At 63.9% G+C, this 16,781-nt stretch carries 16 protein-coding genes and 1 tRNA gene; 5 read left to right on the top strand and 12 right to left on the bottom strand.

Annotated features, from left to right (window positions below; all coding sequences use genetic code 11):
* The first annotated feature begins 2 nt into the window (after positions 1–2).
* The 3 genes from aroH to hisIE are packed head-to-tail and all read left to right on the top strand — an operon-like array spanning position 3 to position 2,150.
* On the top strand, positions 3–419 hold the full coding sequence (gene aroH, locus ACWIVK_RS04555; protein ID WP_448575392.1) for a chorismate mutase: 417 nt from the start codon (positions 3–5) through the stop codon (positions 417–419).
* Positions 416–1,474, top strand: a complete 1,059-nt coding sequence (aroF, locus tag ACWIVK_RS04550) for a 3-deoxy-7-phosphoheptulonate synthase (RefSeq protein ID WP_448575391.1) — start codon at positions 416–418, stop codon at positions 1,472–1,474. Before aroH ends, aroF begins: the two co-directional genes overlap by 4 nt.
* 19 nt (positions 1,475–1,493) lie before the next feature.
* Positions 1,494–2,150, top strand: coding sequence for a bifunctional phosphoribosyl-AMP cyclohydrolase/phosphoribosyl-ATP diphosphatase HisIE (hisIE, locus tag ACWIVK_RS04545; RefSeq protein ID WP_448575390.1), 657 nt, complete (start codon positions 1,494–1,496; stop codon positions 2,148–2,150).
* On the opposite strand, the gene rimM is transcribed toward hisIE, so the two are convergent.
* The 12 genes from rimM to ACWIVK_RS04485 form a co-directional block, all read right to left on the bottom strand.
* Positions 2,135–2,689, bottom strand: coding sequence for a ribosome maturation factor RimM (rimM, locus tag ACWIVK_RS04540; RefSeq protein WP_448575389.1), 555 nt, complete (start codon positions 2,687–2,689; stop codon positions 2,135–2,137). The genes hisIE and rimM overlap by 16 nt on opposite strands.
* Positions 2,652–2,999, bottom strand: coding sequence for a KH domain-containing protein (locus tag ACWIVK_RS04535; protein WP_448575388.1), 348 nt, complete (start codon positions 2,997–2,999; stop codon positions 2,652–2,654). Before ACWIVK_RS04535 ends, rimM begins: the two co-directional genes overlap by 38 nt.
* 12 nt (positions 3,000–3,011) lie before the next feature.
* On the bottom strand, positions 3,012–3,311 hold the full coding sequence (gene rpsP / locus ACWIVK_RS04530) for a 30S ribosomal protein S16 (protein WP_448575387.1): 300 nt from the start codon (positions 3,309–3,311) through the stop codon (positions 3,012–3,014).
* A gap of 472 nt (positions 3,312–3,783) precedes the next feature.
* Positions 3,784–4,104 carry a heavy metal-binding domain-containing protein gene (locus ACWIVK_RS04525; RefSeq protein ID WP_448575448.1) on the bottom strand — a complete coding sequence of 107 codons (321 nt, stop codon included), beginning with the start codon at positions 4,102–4,104 and terminating at the stop codon, positions 3,784–3,786.
* A 348-nt stretch (positions 4,105–4,452) separates the two neighbouring features.
* Positions 4,453–5,739, bottom strand: a complete 1,287-nt coding sequence (locus ACWIVK_RS04520; RefSeq protein ID WP_448575386.1) for an acyl-CoA dehydrogenase family protein — start codon at positions 5,737–5,739, stop codon at positions 4,453–4,455.
* Positions 5,736–7,907 (bottom strand): acetate--CoA ligase family protein, encoded by a 2,172-nt coding sequence (locus tag ACWIVK_RS04515; protein ID WP_448575385.1) that lies wholly within the window; start codon positions 7,905–7,907, stop codon positions 5,736–5,738. Before ACWIVK_RS04515 ends, ACWIVK_RS04520 begins: the two co-directional genes overlap by 4 nt.
* Positions 7,904–8,338, bottom strand: a complete 435-nt coding sequence (locus ACWIVK_RS04510; protein ID WP_448575384.1) for an acyl-CoA thioesterase — start codon at positions 8,336–8,338, stop codon at positions 7,904–7,906. Before ACWIVK_RS04510 ends, ACWIVK_RS04515 begins: the two co-directional genes overlap by 4 nt.
* Positions 8,339–8,746: 408 nt before the next feature.
* Positions 8,747–9,943: an ABC transporter substrate-binding protein gene (locus ACWIVK_RS04505; RefSeq protein WP_448575383.1), complete on the bottom strand. Its 1,197-nt coding sequence runs from the start codon at positions 9,941–9,943 to the stop codon at positions 8,747–8,749.
* A 39-nt stretch (positions 9,944–9,982) separates the two neighbouring features.
* Complete coding sequence (locus ACWIVK_RS04500) at positions 9,983–11,149, bottom strand: NAD(P)/FAD-dependent oxidoreductase (RefSeq protein ID WP_448575382.1); 1,167 nt, start codon at positions 11,147–11,149, stop codon at positions 9,983–9,985.
* Positions 11,150–11,195: 46 nt separating this feature from the next.
* Positions 11,196–12,332 carry an aromatic ring-hydroxylating oxygenase subunit alpha gene (locus ACWIVK_RS04495; RefSeq protein WP_448575381.1) on the bottom strand — a complete coding sequence of 379 codons (1,137 nt, stop codon included), beginning with the start codon at positions 12,330–12,332 and terminating at the stop codon, positions 11,196–11,198.
* 434 nt (positions 12,333–12,766) lie between these two features.
* Positions 12,767–13,930, bottom strand: coding sequence for an NAD(P)/FAD-dependent oxidoreductase (locus ACWIVK_RS04490; RefSeq protein ID WP_448575380.1), 1,164 nt, complete (start codon positions 13,928–13,930; stop codon positions 12,767–12,769).
* Positions 13,931–13,967: 37 nt separating this feature from the next.
* Positions 13,968–14,465: an SRPBCC family protein gene (locus tag ACWIVK_RS04485; RefSeq protein WP_448575379.1), complete on the bottom strand. Its 498-nt coding sequence runs from the start codon at positions 14,463–14,465 to the stop codon at positions 13,968–13,970.
* A gap of 291 nt (positions 14,466–14,756) precedes the next feature.
* Between ACWIVK_RS04485 and ACWIVK_RS04480 the strand changes: the two genes are divergently transcribed.
* Positions 14,757–16,292, top strand: a complete 1,536-nt coding sequence (locus ACWIVK_RS04480) for a PucR family transcriptional regulator (RefSeq protein ID WP_448575378.1) — start codon at positions 14,757–14,759, stop codon at positions 16,290–16,292.
* A gap of 318 nt (positions 16,293–16,610) precedes the next feature.
* Positions 16,611–16,693: transfer RNA gene (locus ACWIVK_RS04475), tRNA-Leu, on the top strand.
* Positions 16,694–16,781: the final 88 nt, after the last annotated feature.

Below are 16,781 nucleotides of genomic sequence, written 5' to 3'. Positions count from 1 at the left end.
CGATGGTCCAGTGTCGCGGGATCCGGGGGGCGACGACGGTCGAGGCCAACACCGCGGAAGCGATCGTCCAAGCGACCCGTGAGCTCTTGCTCGCGCTCGTCGAGGCCAATGGAGTGGAGACGGACCAGATCGCGAGCATCATCTTCACGACGACGCGCGACCTCAACGCGACCTTTCCAGCCGTCGCTGCACGTGAACTCGGCTGGATTCATGTTCCGTTGCTCTGCGCCCACGAGATGGACGTTCCCGGTGCGCCAACGGGGGTGGTGCGCGTGTTGATGCACGTCAATACCGAGAAGTCGCCGCGCGAAATCCGGCATGTCTATCTGCGTGGTGCGCGTGTCTTGCGTCCCGAGTTCGGACAAGACCTGACTGTGCTGACCGAAGATCGCCGAGGAATGGGAGGGGCTGAGCCATGATCGTCGTCATGCAGCCAGGCGCGACCCAAGAGCAGATCCAGGCAGTGATCGATCGGGTTGCCGAGTTCGGTTTCCAAACCAAGCTCGCTCCCGGTGCCGAGCGGATGGTGATCGGGGTCGTCGGATCACCGTTGCCGGATACGCTCAAGGAGGCGCTCGAGCGCTTGCCGGGTGTCGAGGAAGTGATCCGTGTCAGCAAGCGCTACAAACTGGTCAGTCGCGAGTTCTATCCACTGGATACCGTGATCCAGGTGCGCGACGTAACGATCGGTGGAAACGAGGTCGTGGTCATCGCTGGCCCCTGCTCGGTGGAGAATGAGCGACAGATCATCGAGACGGCTCGAGCCGTCAAGGCGGCGGGCGCCAGTATGCTGCGCGGCGGTGCCTTCAAGCCGCGGACCTCGCCCTACGAGTTCCGCGGGTTGGGCGAGCAAGGACTCAAACTGCTGGCCAAGGCTCGCCAAGAAACTGGGCTCCCGATCGTCACCGAGGTGCTCAGTGCCCAGCATGTGGATCTGGTGGCCGAGTACGCCGACGTGCTGCAGATCGGTGCCCGCAACTGCCAGAACTATCTGCTGCTGGAGGCGGTGGGACGGGCCAAGAAGCCGGTTCTCCTCAAGCGTGGGATGGCAGTGCAGATCGAGGAATGGCTCCTGGCTGCTGAATACATCGTCGCACAGGGGAACGAGCAGGTGATCTTGTGCGAGCGCGGTATCCGCACCTTCGAGACCTTCACGCGCAACACGCTGGACTTGAACGCGGTTCCAGCAGTGAAACACCTCAGTCATTTGCCGATCATCGTCGATCCGAGCCACGGCACTGGTCGTTGGTTCATGGTTCCCGCCATGATGTTGGCTGCTGTCGCTGCTGGGGCCGACGGCTTGATCGTCGAGGTGCATCCGAATCCGGACCATGCGCTCTCCGATGGCGCTCAGTCGCTCACTCCGGAGAACTTCGCTGCGGTGATGTCCAAGCTGGCCGCCGTCGCCCGGGCAGTCGGCCGTTCCCTGCGCGGCGTGGCGACTGCCGAGCCCAGTCTCTCGCCGGCCGATTAGGAGCCGATGAGGAGCGAGGATGAGCGACGACACGATCACTCGGCTCCTGGGTGCCATTCGCTTCGGCGCGGATGGACTGATTCCGGTAATCGTGCAGGATGCCACGAACGGTCAGGTCCGCATGATCGGCTACGCCAATGCCGATGCGCTGCGACGGACAGTCGAGACGGGACGAGTGCACTTTTGGAGTCGGAGTCGTCAGCAGCTCTGGATGAAGGGCGAGACTTCGGGACACGTCTTGGAGTTGGTGGAGCTGCGCGCCGATTGTGATGGGGACGCGCTTCTCGCGCGGGTCCACCCGCATGGCCCGACCTGCCATACCGGTCGTCCGAGCTGTTTCGATACGGAACCGCTCGTGGGCACGCCTCAGGAGCCAACGAACGCAACGATCCTCGACGAGCTCGCCAGCATCATCGCGGCACGAGCAGTCGAACCACAGCCGGGGTCCTATACCAGCGCCTTGCTCCAGGCCGGACTGGATCGCATCGCGCGGAAGATTGGCGAGGAAGCGGCTGAAGTCATCGTCGCCGCCAAGAACGGCGAGCCCGAGGCGATCGCCCAGGAAGCAGCCGATCTCCTCTACCATCTCTTGGTCTTGTTGCAGGCGACTGGTGTTCCTGCTGGAGAGGTCTGGCGGGTTCTCCGGGAGCGCCGAGGTCGTCAGTCCTCGTCATAGTACCGCGGCGGGCGGACGACCAAGCGTTGCTGCTCGAGGTCGACCGCGACAATGACCGAGCGGATGGCGGGCAGGAGGAGTTCGTTTCCATCCGGTCGTTGGACGATATAGACGTCGTTGGCACCAGTCTCCAGAATCTCGATCACGCGTCCGAGCAGGTTGCCTGCTTCGTCCACTACCTGCAACCCGAGAATTTCGAACTGGTAGTACTCGTCTTCGGCTAGAGGGGCGGCCTGGCTGCGGTCGATACGGACGACGACGCCGCGCATGGCTTCTGCCTCGTTGCGCGTCGTGATGCCTTCCAGCTGGAGGAAAGCCAGATCACCCTGCACCCGAGCGCGGAGAAGCCGACGCGGTGTCGGCTCCTCGCCCAGGTAGACGTATTCGAGATGCGGAATGCGATCCGGAAAATGTGTCCAGATCTTCAGTTTCAAGGTGCCGCGCACCCCGTGCGCACCGACGATCCGACCGATCGACAGTCGTTCGGGAGACGCTGGTCGCTCAGCTGGTGGCTGTCGGTTGGGCGTCGATCTGGTCATCGATGGTGAGGCTCGCGTGGACACCTTGCCGCACGGCGGCGATGCCGAGCATCGTGCGGATCGCGCGGGCGATCTTTCCTTCCCGGCCGATCACCTTACCCAGTTGGTCGTGGGGCACTGAGAGGCGGAGGATGACTGCGCGGCCGCGACGCCGGGCGCGCACCTGGATGGCGTACGGATCATCGACCAACTGGCCCGCGATGTAGCGGACGAGCGTCGCGAGCCGGTTCATCGCCAGGTCCGGGTCGATCAGTGGACGCTCGCGACGCGGCGGGCGTTGGGGTGGTCGTTGGCCGTCGCGGCGCTGCACGATTCACGCTCCTCATGCCTCGGGCTGCGCGGTTTCAGCAGTTCCGCGCTTGGCCTCGTTCTGCGGTCGCGATGGAAGGACGCCAGCACGAACCAGGAGAGCACGGACCGTTTCAGTCGGCTGTGCCCCGTGCTCGAGCCACCACCGTGCCCGTTCGACATTCACTTCGAGCGTATACGGGTCGGTACGGGGGTTGTAATACCCGATGACTTCGATGAACCGGCCATCGCGGGGCCAACGTGCCTCGGCCGCGACGATCCGGTAGTGCGGCTGCCTCTTCTTCCCCATGCGGCGTAGGCGCAGCTTGATCATCGTCTGCTCGCTCCACCCTCCGACTTGTCCGACGGTCCATCGATAGCACTGGCAAGCGATCGGTGGTTTGCACCGATCGGCACCAGGCAACTGTAGCAGGCATTATGGGAAGGCGTCAATCGCTCGAGCCCTGTTTCTCAGTAGTCCTGTGCCGATACCTGGGTAGCTTGCCGGCCGGTCACCCGAGAGCGCTGTCGCGAAGCGTCAACGCAGCGCAGCGCTGTCTCCCGCGTGACGGACGCTCAGCAGTGCATGCGGGGGGACACGAAATACCCGCTCCACCCCCAAGACCGGTGACAACAGAAAGACGGGGGTCATCCAGCGACGCGGCGGAACTCCTACGAATCACTCGTTCCGAGCCATCCCGCGCAGCGTTGGTCGGCTGGATCGAAGCCCAGCGCGCAATCGATCTCGGGATGACGACTCTGCTGCGCCGCAACAGCGTGCACTTTTCTCGAGTCTCTGCCCCGTCTCAGATCCGGACTGCGGTACCTGAAACGGTGACCATGAGCATGTTGCCCCCGCCCATGTCGATCGTCTCGTAGTCGATATCCACTCCGATCACTGCGTTGGCACCGAGCTGGCGGGCTGCCTCGGCCATCTCCTGCAAGGCGATCTCGCGGGCCTTGCGCAGTTCCTTCTCGTAGGCCCCGGAGCGACCACCGACGATATCGCGGATACTGGCGAAGATGTCGCGAAAGATGTTCGCTCCCAGGATGGCTTCCCCCGTCACCACGCCCAGATACTCTTTGACCGGTCGTCCCTCGATCGCCGTCGTGGTCGTGATCAGCAGATCGGACGTCATGCTGCTCTCCCCCTTGCGGCCGAACGGTTCATCGGTGACATGTTACCACACAGATTTCGTCGGACATCACCAGCGACGCAGGCCTCACTGGGCACGCTCATGAGTGCCTACCTGCTCCGTGACGGTCTCCTCGCTGCCAGCCGCGCACCGCCGCACCGCGCAGCGATCGCCGACCCGGTGCGTGTGGCGACTCCTCGTCGATCCTCCTGCCGAGCGACACGCGTCGTTATCGGCAAAAACCGCGACACCGATCACGGGAAGCGTGATCGGCAGCGCACGCCTCCCGTGTCGTTGGGCGACGACTCGCTCGACAGCGTCGGTCGAGCGAGGCCGCTCTCAGTCGTCCGCTGCCGCCTCGTCCAGATACCGGAAGCCCCAATCCTGATAGGGGCGATCGACTGCTAACGCGCGCTCGAGCATGCGCTCGACGCGGATCGCGTGCTCGCGCGTCCGTTCGTCCGGGGCGCGCTCCGGGTCGTAGAGCTTGGACATCTGCTTCCAGATGATGCGCCGCTGGATTTCGCTGGTTCCTTCCACCATACGGAGACTCCGATAGTTGCGGTAGATGCGCTCGAGCGGGTAATCACGACAGTAACCGCGCGCACCGAAGAGCTGCACAGCCGTATCGACGACGTGCTGACATGCTTCCGTAGCGTAGAGCTTGGCCATCGCTGCTTCTTTGGCGGCGAACTCGCCGCGATCGATCTTGCGCGCTGCCTCGTACATGGCCAGGCGAGAGAGCCAGATCGTCGTCGCCGCTTCCGCAAGCTGCCATTGGATGCCCTGGAAGTCGGCCAGCCGCTGACCGAAGGCCTGCCGACGCTTCACATAGGCCATGGCGAGTTCCCAGGCGCGTTCGGCGTAGCCGATCGCGAGCGAGCAGCACTTGACACGCCCTTCGTCGAGCGTGCGCATGAGCAGCCGGAAGCCCCAACCGAGTTCACCCAACAGGTTTTCGGCCGGCACTTTGCAATCCTCGAAGACGAGGACACTTTCGTCGATGCCGGCGTTACCCATCATCTTCTGTCGACGCGCGACCCGCATTCCGGGCGTCCCTTTGGGAACGAGGAACACGCTGATCCCGCCGTGAGCACCTTTGCCGGGATCGGTCGCCGCGGCGACCGTGAAGATATCGCCACGCTCTGCCCAGGTGATCCAGTACTTGACGCCGTTGAGCACCCAGTAGCCGTCACGCCACTCGGCTCGGGTGGAGATGCCTTGGCCGTCCGATCCGACCTGCGGCTCGCTCATGGCGAAGACGCCGATGATCTCCCCGCGTGCCAGGCGAGGCAAGTACTCGCGCTTCAACTCTTCGCTGCCGCCGTGCAGGATGGCCAGGCTACCGATGCCGTTGTTGAGGTCCACCACGTAGCCGATGGCCAGAGGGGCCTTGTGGATCTGCTCCAGGACCATGCACGTTTCGAGCAGGTTGAAGCCGAGCCCCCCGTACTCTTTGGGAATCGTCATGCCGAAGTAGCCGCGCTTGGCCACATCGGCGATCACTTCTGGGGGAAGATAGTCTGTCCGCTCGATCTCGTCTTCGAGTGGCATCAGCTCCTCGTAGACGTAGCGCTTGGTTTCCTCGACGAACTCGAGAACCTCCGGCCGGACTCCATCCATCATCCATCCCTCCTTTCCGGAGCACGCAGAACGATCAGACTGTCCACTCCCCACGCACCTCGTCCTTCCTCGAGCACGATGAGCGGATTCACTTCCGCGACCTCGATGAGGTCAGCCGCTGCCACGGCGAACCAGCTGAAACGCGCGATGGCCTCGGCCGCCGCCCGGCGGTCTCGCGGAGTCAGCCGTCGATGACCAGCCAGCAGCGCTGCGCCCCGCAGTTCGCTGAGCATCCGATCTGCCTCGTCTGGACTGACCGGAGCTTTCCGATACACGACATCTCGCCAGATCTCCACGAACTCACCACCGAGACCGACACTTACCACCATGCCGAACGTCGAATCGCGGAGGCATCCGAGGAGAAGTTCCAATCCGCGCGGAACTTGCCGTTGAACGAGATACCCAGTGACCTCCAGCGATGGTGTGGCCGCGAGAGTGTCCACCATCCCCCGCCATGCCTCGATCAGCGCCTGGCGATCGGCGATACCGAGCCGGACCGCTCCGAGGTCGCTCTTGTGGAGCAAGGTCGGTCCCTGCGCCTTGAGTACGACCGGATACCCGATCTCGTCGGCTGCCGCGAGTGCTTCCTCCAGGCAGGTCACCCAGTGTTCGCTCGGGATAGGCAACCCCACGCAGGCGAGGATCTGCTTCGCTTCGTACTCGGTCAGCGCGACCGGTTGGTCGGGTGCTGACCGCGTGGCACGCTGGTGCCAGCGCGCGATCTCCTGGCGAATCTCCCCCAGGGAGAACGGTGGAGCGAGCGGGCCCGGTGCGTTGGCTCGCCACTGGCTGTAGCGCGCCGCATGAGCGATCGCGCGGTAACCGTATTCGGTTCCTTGCAAAACGGGGATCCCGGCCGCGCGGAGGCGCTGTACTTCCGTGCAATCGAGGCCCGTTGCCTGGTTGGTGACCACCGCGAGTGGTTTGGCGGTGCGCTCGCGCAAAGCGAGCATCGCCTCGGCATACAGGTACGCTTCCTCGGTTTCCCGCACCATGTCGGTTCCCAAAACGACGGTCTCGATGTTCGGGTCGTCTGCCAAGGCGGCCAACGTGGCGGGGTAGACTTCGTCGAAGTTGCCGGAACCCCAGGCGTCCAGCGGATTCTCCAGCTTGACGTACGGAGCCAGAACCGTCCGCAGTCGTTCAACAGTTTTCGGTGACAAGGGTGGGAACTCGAGCCCGATCCGCTCTCCCCAGTCCGCGATGAGCGCCTTCTCGCCTCCACTATCGGTCACGACGCCCACGCGGAAGCTTTGCGGCCAGCGCCCAGCGAGCAGGAATTCAGCCGTGTCGTACAGCTCGTCCAGCGTCTCGACCAGGATCACGCCGTATTGGCGCATGACGTCACGGAAGATCGCGTCCGAGCCAGCGATCGCGCCGGTGTGCGCCAGAACCGTGGCTCGGGCCAATTCCGAGCGACCGACCCTGAGCAGGACGATCGGGACAGAACGCGCGTGAGCGGCCTGGATTACGTCCAGGAACCGCTCACCGTCGCGCACGACTTCGAGGAAGCCGACGAGAAGACGGACGTGGGGATCGGACAAGGCGGCGGCGAAGTAATCAGTGGCGGTCAGGACGGCTTCGTTCCCGCTGGAGACCAGGTAGCGAAAGCGAAGTGCCCTCGTGTTGTGGACCAGCGACCAAAAGACCGACCCGCTCTGCACGACCGCCGCAACCGGACCGGGCGCGAGGTCGCCTGGCAGGTGATAGCCGGTCAAGGTCGCTCGTGCGTCCGGAGTTACTAATCCGAGGCAATTGGGACCACAGACAGCGATGCCGCGGTCGCGGGCGATGGCGGCGATTTCCCGCTGGATCGCCAAGCCCGACGGACCCGCTTCGGCGAAACCGGAGCCGAGGATGACCGCAGCCCGCACTCCTCGCTCAGCGAGCGCGCGAAACGCCTCCAGGGTATTTTCCGGTGAGAGGGCGATCACGGCACAGTCGGGCGTCTCGGGAAGATCCTCGACCGTGCGGAAGCAGGGGAACCCCTCGACCGGCTCACCGCTTGGATGCAGTGCCCAGACTGGGCCGCGAAAGCCGAAGGTTCGCAAATTGAAGAGGACGGTCCGGGCCATGCGCCGCCGCGGACTCGCGCCGACGACGACGATGCTACGCGGTCGCAACAACGGAGCGAGCATCTCCGATTGGGCTGTTCTCTGCTCGAGCATCATGCACCCTCGAATGCCTCGATCTTTTCCCGAACAAAATCGGGCAATGGGCAGGACCGTCGAGACCGGCTGTCGTAGCAGACGAGCACGAGACGACCGTGCGCATGGACACGTTCGCGCGCTTCGTCCACGACCGCAAAGTGCACCTCGAAACTGGATCGTCCCCTCTTCGGAATGCGGATCCCGATCGAAACCAGGTCATCGAAGGCGACTGGTGCTCGGTAATCGATCTCAGCATGAGCGAACGCCCAGTCGAACGATCCCTCGTGGATCGTCTGACCGATCGGGATGCCGATCTGCCGAAAATACTCCATGATCGCCTGCTCGACGTACTCGAAATAGACACTGAAGTAGACGATTCCTTGCATGTCGCAGTCACGGTAACGTACCCGCCAGGGGTACCAGAAGCGGAACGCTGCGAGTTCGGCCTGCATCAGCATCTTCCCGTCAAACGCTCGAACAGCGGGACCTGAGCATGTTCCGCTGAACGGATGATCGGGGACGGGTCGCTCCTTCGACTGGTCGTTGCTGGCTGGTATTTGCCGACGATCCGATCGATTCGTTGGAACGAAGCTGCCACTCGAGTAGAAGGATAGCGGAACGGCGCTCGCGCTCAATTCGCGCCGAGTACGGTACCGAGCGGGATGCCTGTGTCAGGCGTATGAAAACGATCGGCTCTCGAACTCGGTTCCTCTCACCAGCAAAGGAAGACAACTCTCCTCCCTCGTTGCGGCCGCGGAGACGCGGTGCATTGGTCCCGAGTCGGATTCCTTCCGGCCCGCGATACGCCGGACACCAGAGACAGGTGGCGTCCGGCGTACCTGGAGCGCTGGACGACGGTGCTAGCTGGCGATCCAGCTATTGAAGCGCTCGACGACCTCGTCGAGGTGATCGGCCCACCACTGATAGTCCGGATAGACCTGGAGCGCCTTGTTCTGCGGCGCGCTCGGCAACACCGCCACGCGTTCTGCCGGCAGGGCTTCGAACGCCCGCTTGTTGGCTGGGCCGTCCGGATAGGCCAGCGCGAAGGCCCGCTGCACTTCTGGCCGCAAGGCGAAGTTGATGAAGTCGTGCGCGACATCGACGTTCTTGGAGCCGCGCGGGATGACCAGGGAATCGCTGGAAAGGCGCCCCTGGTTCCACGTGTAGCCGAGAACCGTGGATCCTTGCTCGATCAGGAACTGGATGCGGGCGATCCAGGCATCGGTCAGATACACCTCGCCATCGGTGAGGAGTTGGGCCGGTTGGGCACCTGCCTCCCACCAGACCGTCACGTGCGGCTTGAGGCGGTCGAGTGCGCGGAAGGCACGGTCGACATCCGGCGGGTAGAGTTGGTCGATCGGCACACCATCCGCCAGGAGAGCTGCCTCGAGCGGCCCCCATTGGATGTACTTCTGGAACGCGCGCGGACCGGGAAAACCTTGAACGTCCCAAATATCGGCCCAACTCTGCGGTGGCTTGTCCGGGAACTTATCCTTCCGGTAGGCGAGGCAAGTCGAATAATAGAAATAACCGACGCCGTGTTCGAGCACGAGTTCTGGGAAGATGTCGGAGGTGTCGATCTTGCTGTAGTCGAGTGGCTCCAGCAGATTGAGACGACCCATCGGAATCACCGATTCGGTCCCGACATCGACCACGTCCCACTGGACAGTGCCGGACTCGACCATCGTCCGCAGCTTGGCCTCGTCGGTCGTATCCTCGACGATCTGACAGCCGGTGAGACGTGAGAAGGGCTGGTAGATCGTCTTGCGGAGGGCATCTTGCAGAGCGCCGCCCCAGGAGGTGACGACGATCGTGCGCCCCTTCCAGCGGTTGGGATCATCGTAGCCCGGTACGGTGAACTCACCGATCGGAGCGGGACTGGGTGATGCCTGGGCAGCGGGTGTCAGCGCCGCTGGAGCAGCGGTCGGCGTGGGGGTGGCGGACTGCCGGCAGGCAGCGAGCGTGCCAGCTGCTAGGAGGCCACCGAGCAGCTCGCGGCGGCGGAGTCGCTGCTGGCGCGCCAGGAACTGGAGCAGGGCATCGATGCGATCAGCCATAGAGTACTTCCTCCTCGATCAGATTTGCTCCCAACGCTCTCAGCGCGTCGGGAAAGGAAGCGCGATGGCATCGCGCACTTTGCCAGGTTCCTGGAAGCGACTGAGCCGGATTTCCTCGTCGGGAAGGTCGCTCACGCGCTCGTCCAGGATCAGTTCGGCCATCTTCATGCCGAGCGCTGGCCCCCACATCATGCCGTGTCCACCGGCGGCCAACACGTAGAAGCCGAAGCGCGGCTCGTCGATGATGGGAAGATGGTCCGGCGTGTAATCGATCGAACCGGTCCAGGCCCGGCCGATCGGTAAGCCACGGAGTGCGGGTATCGTGGCTTCCCAGTCGGGTTTGAGTCGCTCGTAATAGTCCCAGTCGAATTCCAGGAGGAAGCGCTCGGTCGGATCCGGCTGCTCCTCCGGGTTGCTCATCCCCAACAGGACACCGTGCTCGTCGGGACGCAGGTAATATCCCTTGGCGAGGACGAAGAGCATGGGAAAGTTCGCCGGCAGGTCAGCAGGCCTCGTCGGGAAGCTGACGATCTGGTGTCGGGCTGCCGAGACTGGCACGTCGATGCCCAGCAGTTCACCGATCCGGCGGGCACCGCGTGGACCGGCGGCATCCACCACGCGCTCGGCCTCGAAAGTGCCCCGCGTTGTCCTCACGCGGTAGCCGCTGGCCAGCGGCTCGATCTCCTGGACCTCGCACTCCTCGAAGAGTGCGACACCGGCGCGGAGAACGGCGTGCGTAATGTTGCGGGCCACGATCTGCGGGTAAACGAAGCCGTCGTTCGGCGTGTAGGTCGCGCCCAGATAACGGCTCCAGTCGACGAAGGGGAGGCGCTGGGCGAGCTCGCTCGGCTCGAGCCAGGTATTTTCGACCCCGCAGCGTTGGCGCAGGGTGACGAGTTCCTGAAAGGCTGCTCGTTCTTCCGGTGTCGAGGCGAGCACGTAGTAGCCGACTTCCACGAAGCCGCTCCCGAGGCCCAATTCACGGCCCAATTCCTGGTAGAGCTCGCGCGACCATTTCCCGAGTTTCACCGCAGTTTCCGAGCCGCCCTGTTGGCGCACGATTCCGGCCGAGCGCGTGGTGGCACCGAATCCGGCCCAGTAGCGCTCGCAGACGGCGATCCGCTGCAGACCACGCTTCGCGAGAAAATAAGCTGTCCACAGCCCGAGGTTTCCACCGCCGATGATCAGCACATCATAGGAGGGCATTGCCTGTCACTCCTTTCACCGCTTTCCTCATCCTCGGCCACCTGCCTCAGGTCGATGGGCCCGTCGCGTCGTCTCCGAGTTGCGCGAGCACCCAATCGTTGAAACGGCGGATGTGCGCTTCGATCGGTGCGAAGACGCCCCCATCTGCATAGACCCGCGAGCCGACGCCCAGCTGGCACCGCTCGCACATCGCCCAGTCCTGCCGGTTGACGAGATCCCAGAACTCGACTGCATCGCTGGGATCGAAATCCGGCGCGGCGACGACAGCCGGATCGAACAGCCAGTCGCAGTGCACCAAGGTGCGTCCGACACCGAGCGGCTCCAAGCGATGAATGAGAACGTAGTCCGGATGCAAGTTGACGAAGATGTTGGGTACCAGGACCATACCATAGTAGGTGCGATCGTCCTCGGGGCGAAGACCAGGCAAGAGCGGGCGCGTGCGCTTGCCAGTCAGTGTCAGTGTCTCGACCCCTTCAGCGAACGTGGCCCCGAGCCCTTCCTGGTAGGCGTAACCGGCACGGAAGCTCGGGACGAGCCGACTCAGCTCGGGGTGGACGACGGCACAGTGGTAACACTCCATGAAGTTCTCGACGATGAGCTTCCAGTTCGCTTGCACGTCGTAGGTCAGCGTTGCCCCGATGCGGAGCTGGCCGACCCTATACCGATCGAAGATCGCGCGATCTCCCAGTCGCTCGATGATGCGAGGCACGATTTGCGACTCGACCGGCGGAGGATCGTTCGAGAGGTTGACCCAGATCATGCCTTCCCAGACTGCGAGCGGTACGGGTACGAGCCCGTATCGCTCCGGGGAGAACTCGGACACGTCCCGCATGTTCGGTGCACCGATCAGGCGTCCATCGAGGGCATAACTCCAGGCATGATAGGGGCACTGGATCACGCGCGATTCCAGACATCCTCTGGACTCGGTGCAGAGTCGCGCTCCGCGATGGCGGCAAACGTTCAGGAAGGCTCGCAACTCACCATCGTGACCGCGGATGACCAGCACGGGCTCACCAGCGAGCTCGGTGGTGAGATACTGGCCAGGCTCGGCTACTGACTGGGCGAGCCCGATGCAGGTCCAGAGGCGGCCGAAAATCCGCTCCTGTTCGCGCGCGTAGATCGCCGGATCGACATAGTAGCGGCCTGGCAACGTAGGGACGAGCGAGACGCTCTCGACCTTCACTACTCACCTCCGCTGCACGCGATCGATCATGAAGCCGAAACCGAAGGATCGATCCTCGCCTTTACCGCGGCTGGAAAAGTTCCTGTTACCACGTATACCGATCGGAACCCCCTGCTGGCAATCCACGAAGGGTCGAAAGACTGTCGAGCTGGTTCATACAGATGCACGATGATGAAGAGGGCCAAGGCTGAGTTGCGGTCGACCAACACGCTCGTCAGGCGACAGCCACCGCGTCCCGGCGAGCGCTCATACGCACTCGAGACAGCCCGCGCCACTCGTCGTCGCGCGGTGGCCCCAGTCATTACCCGAAGAGGGCCGGCAATCGATAGCGGGTGACCGGCCCCCCGGAACTGTCACGACAGATCGAGGGGGTAGCGTGGTCCACCACGCTGCCCCCCCGCTGACCGTCGGTTTGGGGAGATTCGACCGTGTGCTCAGTGCGGGAAAGGGAGATGAATGGCGTCGGTGGCCAGTCGGCCTTCCGTGAAACGGCTGAGGCGCACTTCCTCCGGGTCGAGGTCACTCAAGCGCTCTTCGGTAACCAGTTCTGCCATCTTCATCCCGAGAGCTGGCCCCCACATGATCCCGTGTCCACCGGCGGCCAGCACGTAGAAACCGAAGCGCGGCTCGTCGATGATGGGAAGCTGGTCCGGTGTGTAATCGATCGAACCGGTCCAGGCTCGACCGATCACCTTCCCTGTCAAACTGGGGATCGTCGCTTCCCACTCTGGTCTCAGCTTCTCGAAGTAGTCCCAGTCGAATTCCAGAAGGTAGCGATCGCTCGGATCCGGTTGCTCCAAGGGATTCGAAAACCCCAAGAGCACTCCCTGCTCGTCCGGGCGTAGGTAAAAGCCAGAAGCCAGAACGAACATCATCGGGAAGTTCGCCGGCATGTCGGGCGGTCGCTCCGGGAAGGAGATCACCATGTGCCGGGCAGCGGCCACCGGTACCTCGATCCCCACGAACTCGGCAATACGCCGGGCACCGCGTGGGCCGCCAGCATCGACTACCCGTTCCGTCTCGAGTACGCCTCGCGACGTCACGACTCGATAACCACTGGCGAGCGGCTCGATCCCCTGGACCTCGCACTGCTCGAGCAGCTCGACGCCGGCGGCTCGCACGGCCATGACGATGTTGCGAACGATGATCGCTGGCTCGACATAGCCGTCGTTGGGTGTGTAGGTCGCACCGGCGAATCGGCTCCAATCGACATAAGGAAGGCGTCGGGCGAGATCCTCCGGCTCCAACCATTCGTTCGGAACGCCGTGAGCGGTTCGCAGCTCCACCAGGCGCTGGAACACCGCTTTCTCCATGGGACTAGAAGCGACGACGTAGTAGCCGACTTCACGGAAGCCACTGTCCAGCCCGAGTTCCTGGCCGAGCTTTCGGTATAGCTCGCGCGACCATTTCCCGAGTTTCACGGCGGTCTCCGACCCGCCTTGCTGCCGCATGATCCCAGCTGAGCGCACCGTGGCGCCGTACCCGGCCCAATACCGTTCGCAGACGACGATCCGACGTACCCCTCGCTGGGCCAGGTGGTAGGCGGTCCAGAGACCGAGATTTCCAGCGCCGATGATCACGACGTCGTAACTGCGCATGTGCGCACTCCTTTCCTGCTACTCCAGGCGCGCTCCTTCACTCCTGTATCTCGACCGGCTGTTCGCTGAGCAGAGTCCGTTCGACACAGCGGAAGAATGCGTCGATCATCCGGCGGTTCACTTCCTCCAGCATGCGTCGGCCGAGACTACCGAAGAGGCCAGGACTCGAGACCGTGAGCGTGTAGCGGATCGCCGTTCGCTCGCCGTCTTCCCGAAGTTCGGCAACGGCATGAGCAGTTACCGTTTCTCGTGTCAGCGGGTCAGTCGCCAGGGCAGTCAGGCGGATCCGCTCTGGGGGCACCAGCTCGGTGAGTTCGACAAGAGCGTCGAAGGCGAACTGTACGAAGCCAGCTCGAAAGCGTACCGTCCCACGAAACATGCGCTCTCCGACCTGGACCACGTCGTGGACGCCAGGCAGGCAGCGCGTGGAACGGGGGATATCCAGGAGAAACTGCCACACTCGCTCGCGTGCTGCAGGGAGCAGCGTCTCAGCCGCTGCTGTAACGTCCCCGCCGTGTTCTCCTAGTTCGGCCACACTCGTTGCCCCTCTCGCTCGTCGCCGTTTTGGCCCTGTCGTTCTCCTGTGACGGTTCCGGTCGCTTCATAGCCAGTGTGAGGTGGAGAGAGGTGGCCGAGCAATCCCACAGTTGCACGAAGCGGCAGAGATTTGCTGGACGATCGCAACGAACCGTCCGGTATCCTTAAGTGCAGGCCGGGGGATGTGACTCACCAGGATGAGCGGTCGAGACCGTCGCGGGCCTTCAGTGCGGAATCTCGGCGAAGGGCTCAGCAGACGACCGCATCGGCAGGTGAAATGCGAGGTGCCATGGGCATCACGGTGCGCGAGCTGCTCGAACATCCTGAGTTGAAGACCCGCCTGGTGGCGGGTGAAGCTGGCCTCGACCGGGTGATCACTTGGGCGCATGTCTGCGAGCTGGAGGATCCGACGGTCTGGCTGAGTGGTGGCGAACTCGTCATGACCGTCGGGATCGGTATACCCCGGGATGAGGCTGGGCAAGTGGCGTACATCGAGCGTCTCGCTCGGGCTCGTCTGAGCGGGCTCATGATCTGCGAGGGGATGCGGGCCCCAGCCCTGTCGGATGCCATGCTGGAGACGGCTGATCGCCTAGCCGTACCGGTTCTCCTCGCAGCTTACGATGTGCCATTTGTCGCTGTCTCCCGGGTGGTGGCCGACGCCAATCTCGGCGACGAGCACGAGCGCCTGCGCCGCACCGTGCAGATCTATGAGGTCGCGCGGCTCGTCGTGCACGGGACGGCCGAGGACGCGGAATTGCGGGGACGCTTGGAACGGATCCTCGCTGCCCGACTCATCGTCCTCGACCTCGTACTCGGTCAGGAGCTCCTGCCGGTGGCGGGTCCCGAGCCGGAGCTGCTTCGATCGGTGCGGCGCGCCGTGGAACGTTATCCGGAAGGGCAGCTCCCCGCCGTGGTGCAGCTGCCCGAGCTCGCCAGTGGGGCGATCGCGTTGCCGGTTCCGACGCGTGGTCGAACTTTCCTGGTCGTCATCCCGAAGGATCGGCGACGCGGTCATGATGTCGTCGTCTTGCGGCATGTGGCGACGGTCGTTGCACTCGCGCTGGAACGCAAGGCGGTCGAACGAGAGCGGCAGCGACGCCTGGCAGGTGAGCTGCTCGCTCAGCTCGTCGACCAACGCCTGAACCCGGATCTCGCTCATGACCTCTTGCTCCGCGAGCATGGTTTCCCCGAACCACCGTACGCGATCGCTGCCGTGCCGGAACTCGCCGTGACGCTCGAGGAGCTGCACACCATACTCGAGCGACGGCTCGTTCCCCATGCCGTCATCCGGCGGGATGGTTACTTTCTCGTGCTGCTCCCCGACTCCTCGCACGCACTCGAGGTGATGCGCGCGCTCGCGAGCGATCGGGCGATCGGGTGGAGCGATCCGATCCGCTCGCTCAGCCGGATACCGGTGGCTGTGGTCGAGGCTCGCTGGGCAGCGCATGTGCAGGAGCGCGGACTGCAGCGGTATGCAGCGGTGCGTGGCGGTGCGCTCGGCTGGCCCCTTTCGCTCGAAGCGGCGCGGGAACTGGTCGCGCGGGTACTGGCTCCCGTGCAAGCGTACGACGCCACCCACGGCACGGCACTCCTGACGTCGCTGCGCACCTTCCTCGCCTGCAACGGGTCGTGGAGCGAGACGGCTCGCCGGCTGGGCATCCATCGCCAGACACTGCTCTATCGCCTGCGACGGGTGGAAATGCTGACGGGATTGCGCGTCGACCGGTTGGATGATCTGGCGACCCTCTGGCTGGCGATGCGAGCGGCTCAGATTTTGGGTGCTGGTGCGGGCGACTCAACACCTCAGGGATCGGTAGTCGACTAGTGGAAACGCACGATTGTGGAAGCATTGTGGAAGCGATGACAGGTCGCTGTCGTTGGTGGGCGACACGCGGTCGCAGCGGGTGGCGCGTTGTGCTTCGTCTGGCTCCGGGGAACACCAGCATCACCGTGGTCGGCTGGGCGAGCCACGAGGTCGAGCAGGTGGTGGACAGGCTACGCAAACGTGTGGTGGTTGACCGGCCAACGACCGGTTATCTTCGGCGCACGGAGGCCCTTGCGCCGATGCCGTCGGCTCTGTCTACGCATGGGGGGTGCGCACTGCCGCTGAGAAGAACGAGCGGTTATACTTACAAGGAGTGACGCCGGAGTGGCGGAACGGCAGACGCGGCGGTCTCAAAAACCGCTGGGGGCGACCCCGTGTGGGTTCGAGTCCCACCTCCGGCACCGCACCAGGACAGGCAAAACGACGACGCAGCGAGCGGCAGCCTCGGCCGTGGTCGGGTGCGGTCAGTGGCGTCAGTGGTGTACGAGT

Source organism: Thermomicrobium sp., assembly GCF_053493975.1.
Note: the sequence above shows the minus strand (reverse complement) of the source record. Positions and strands in the feature narration are given on the sequence as shown.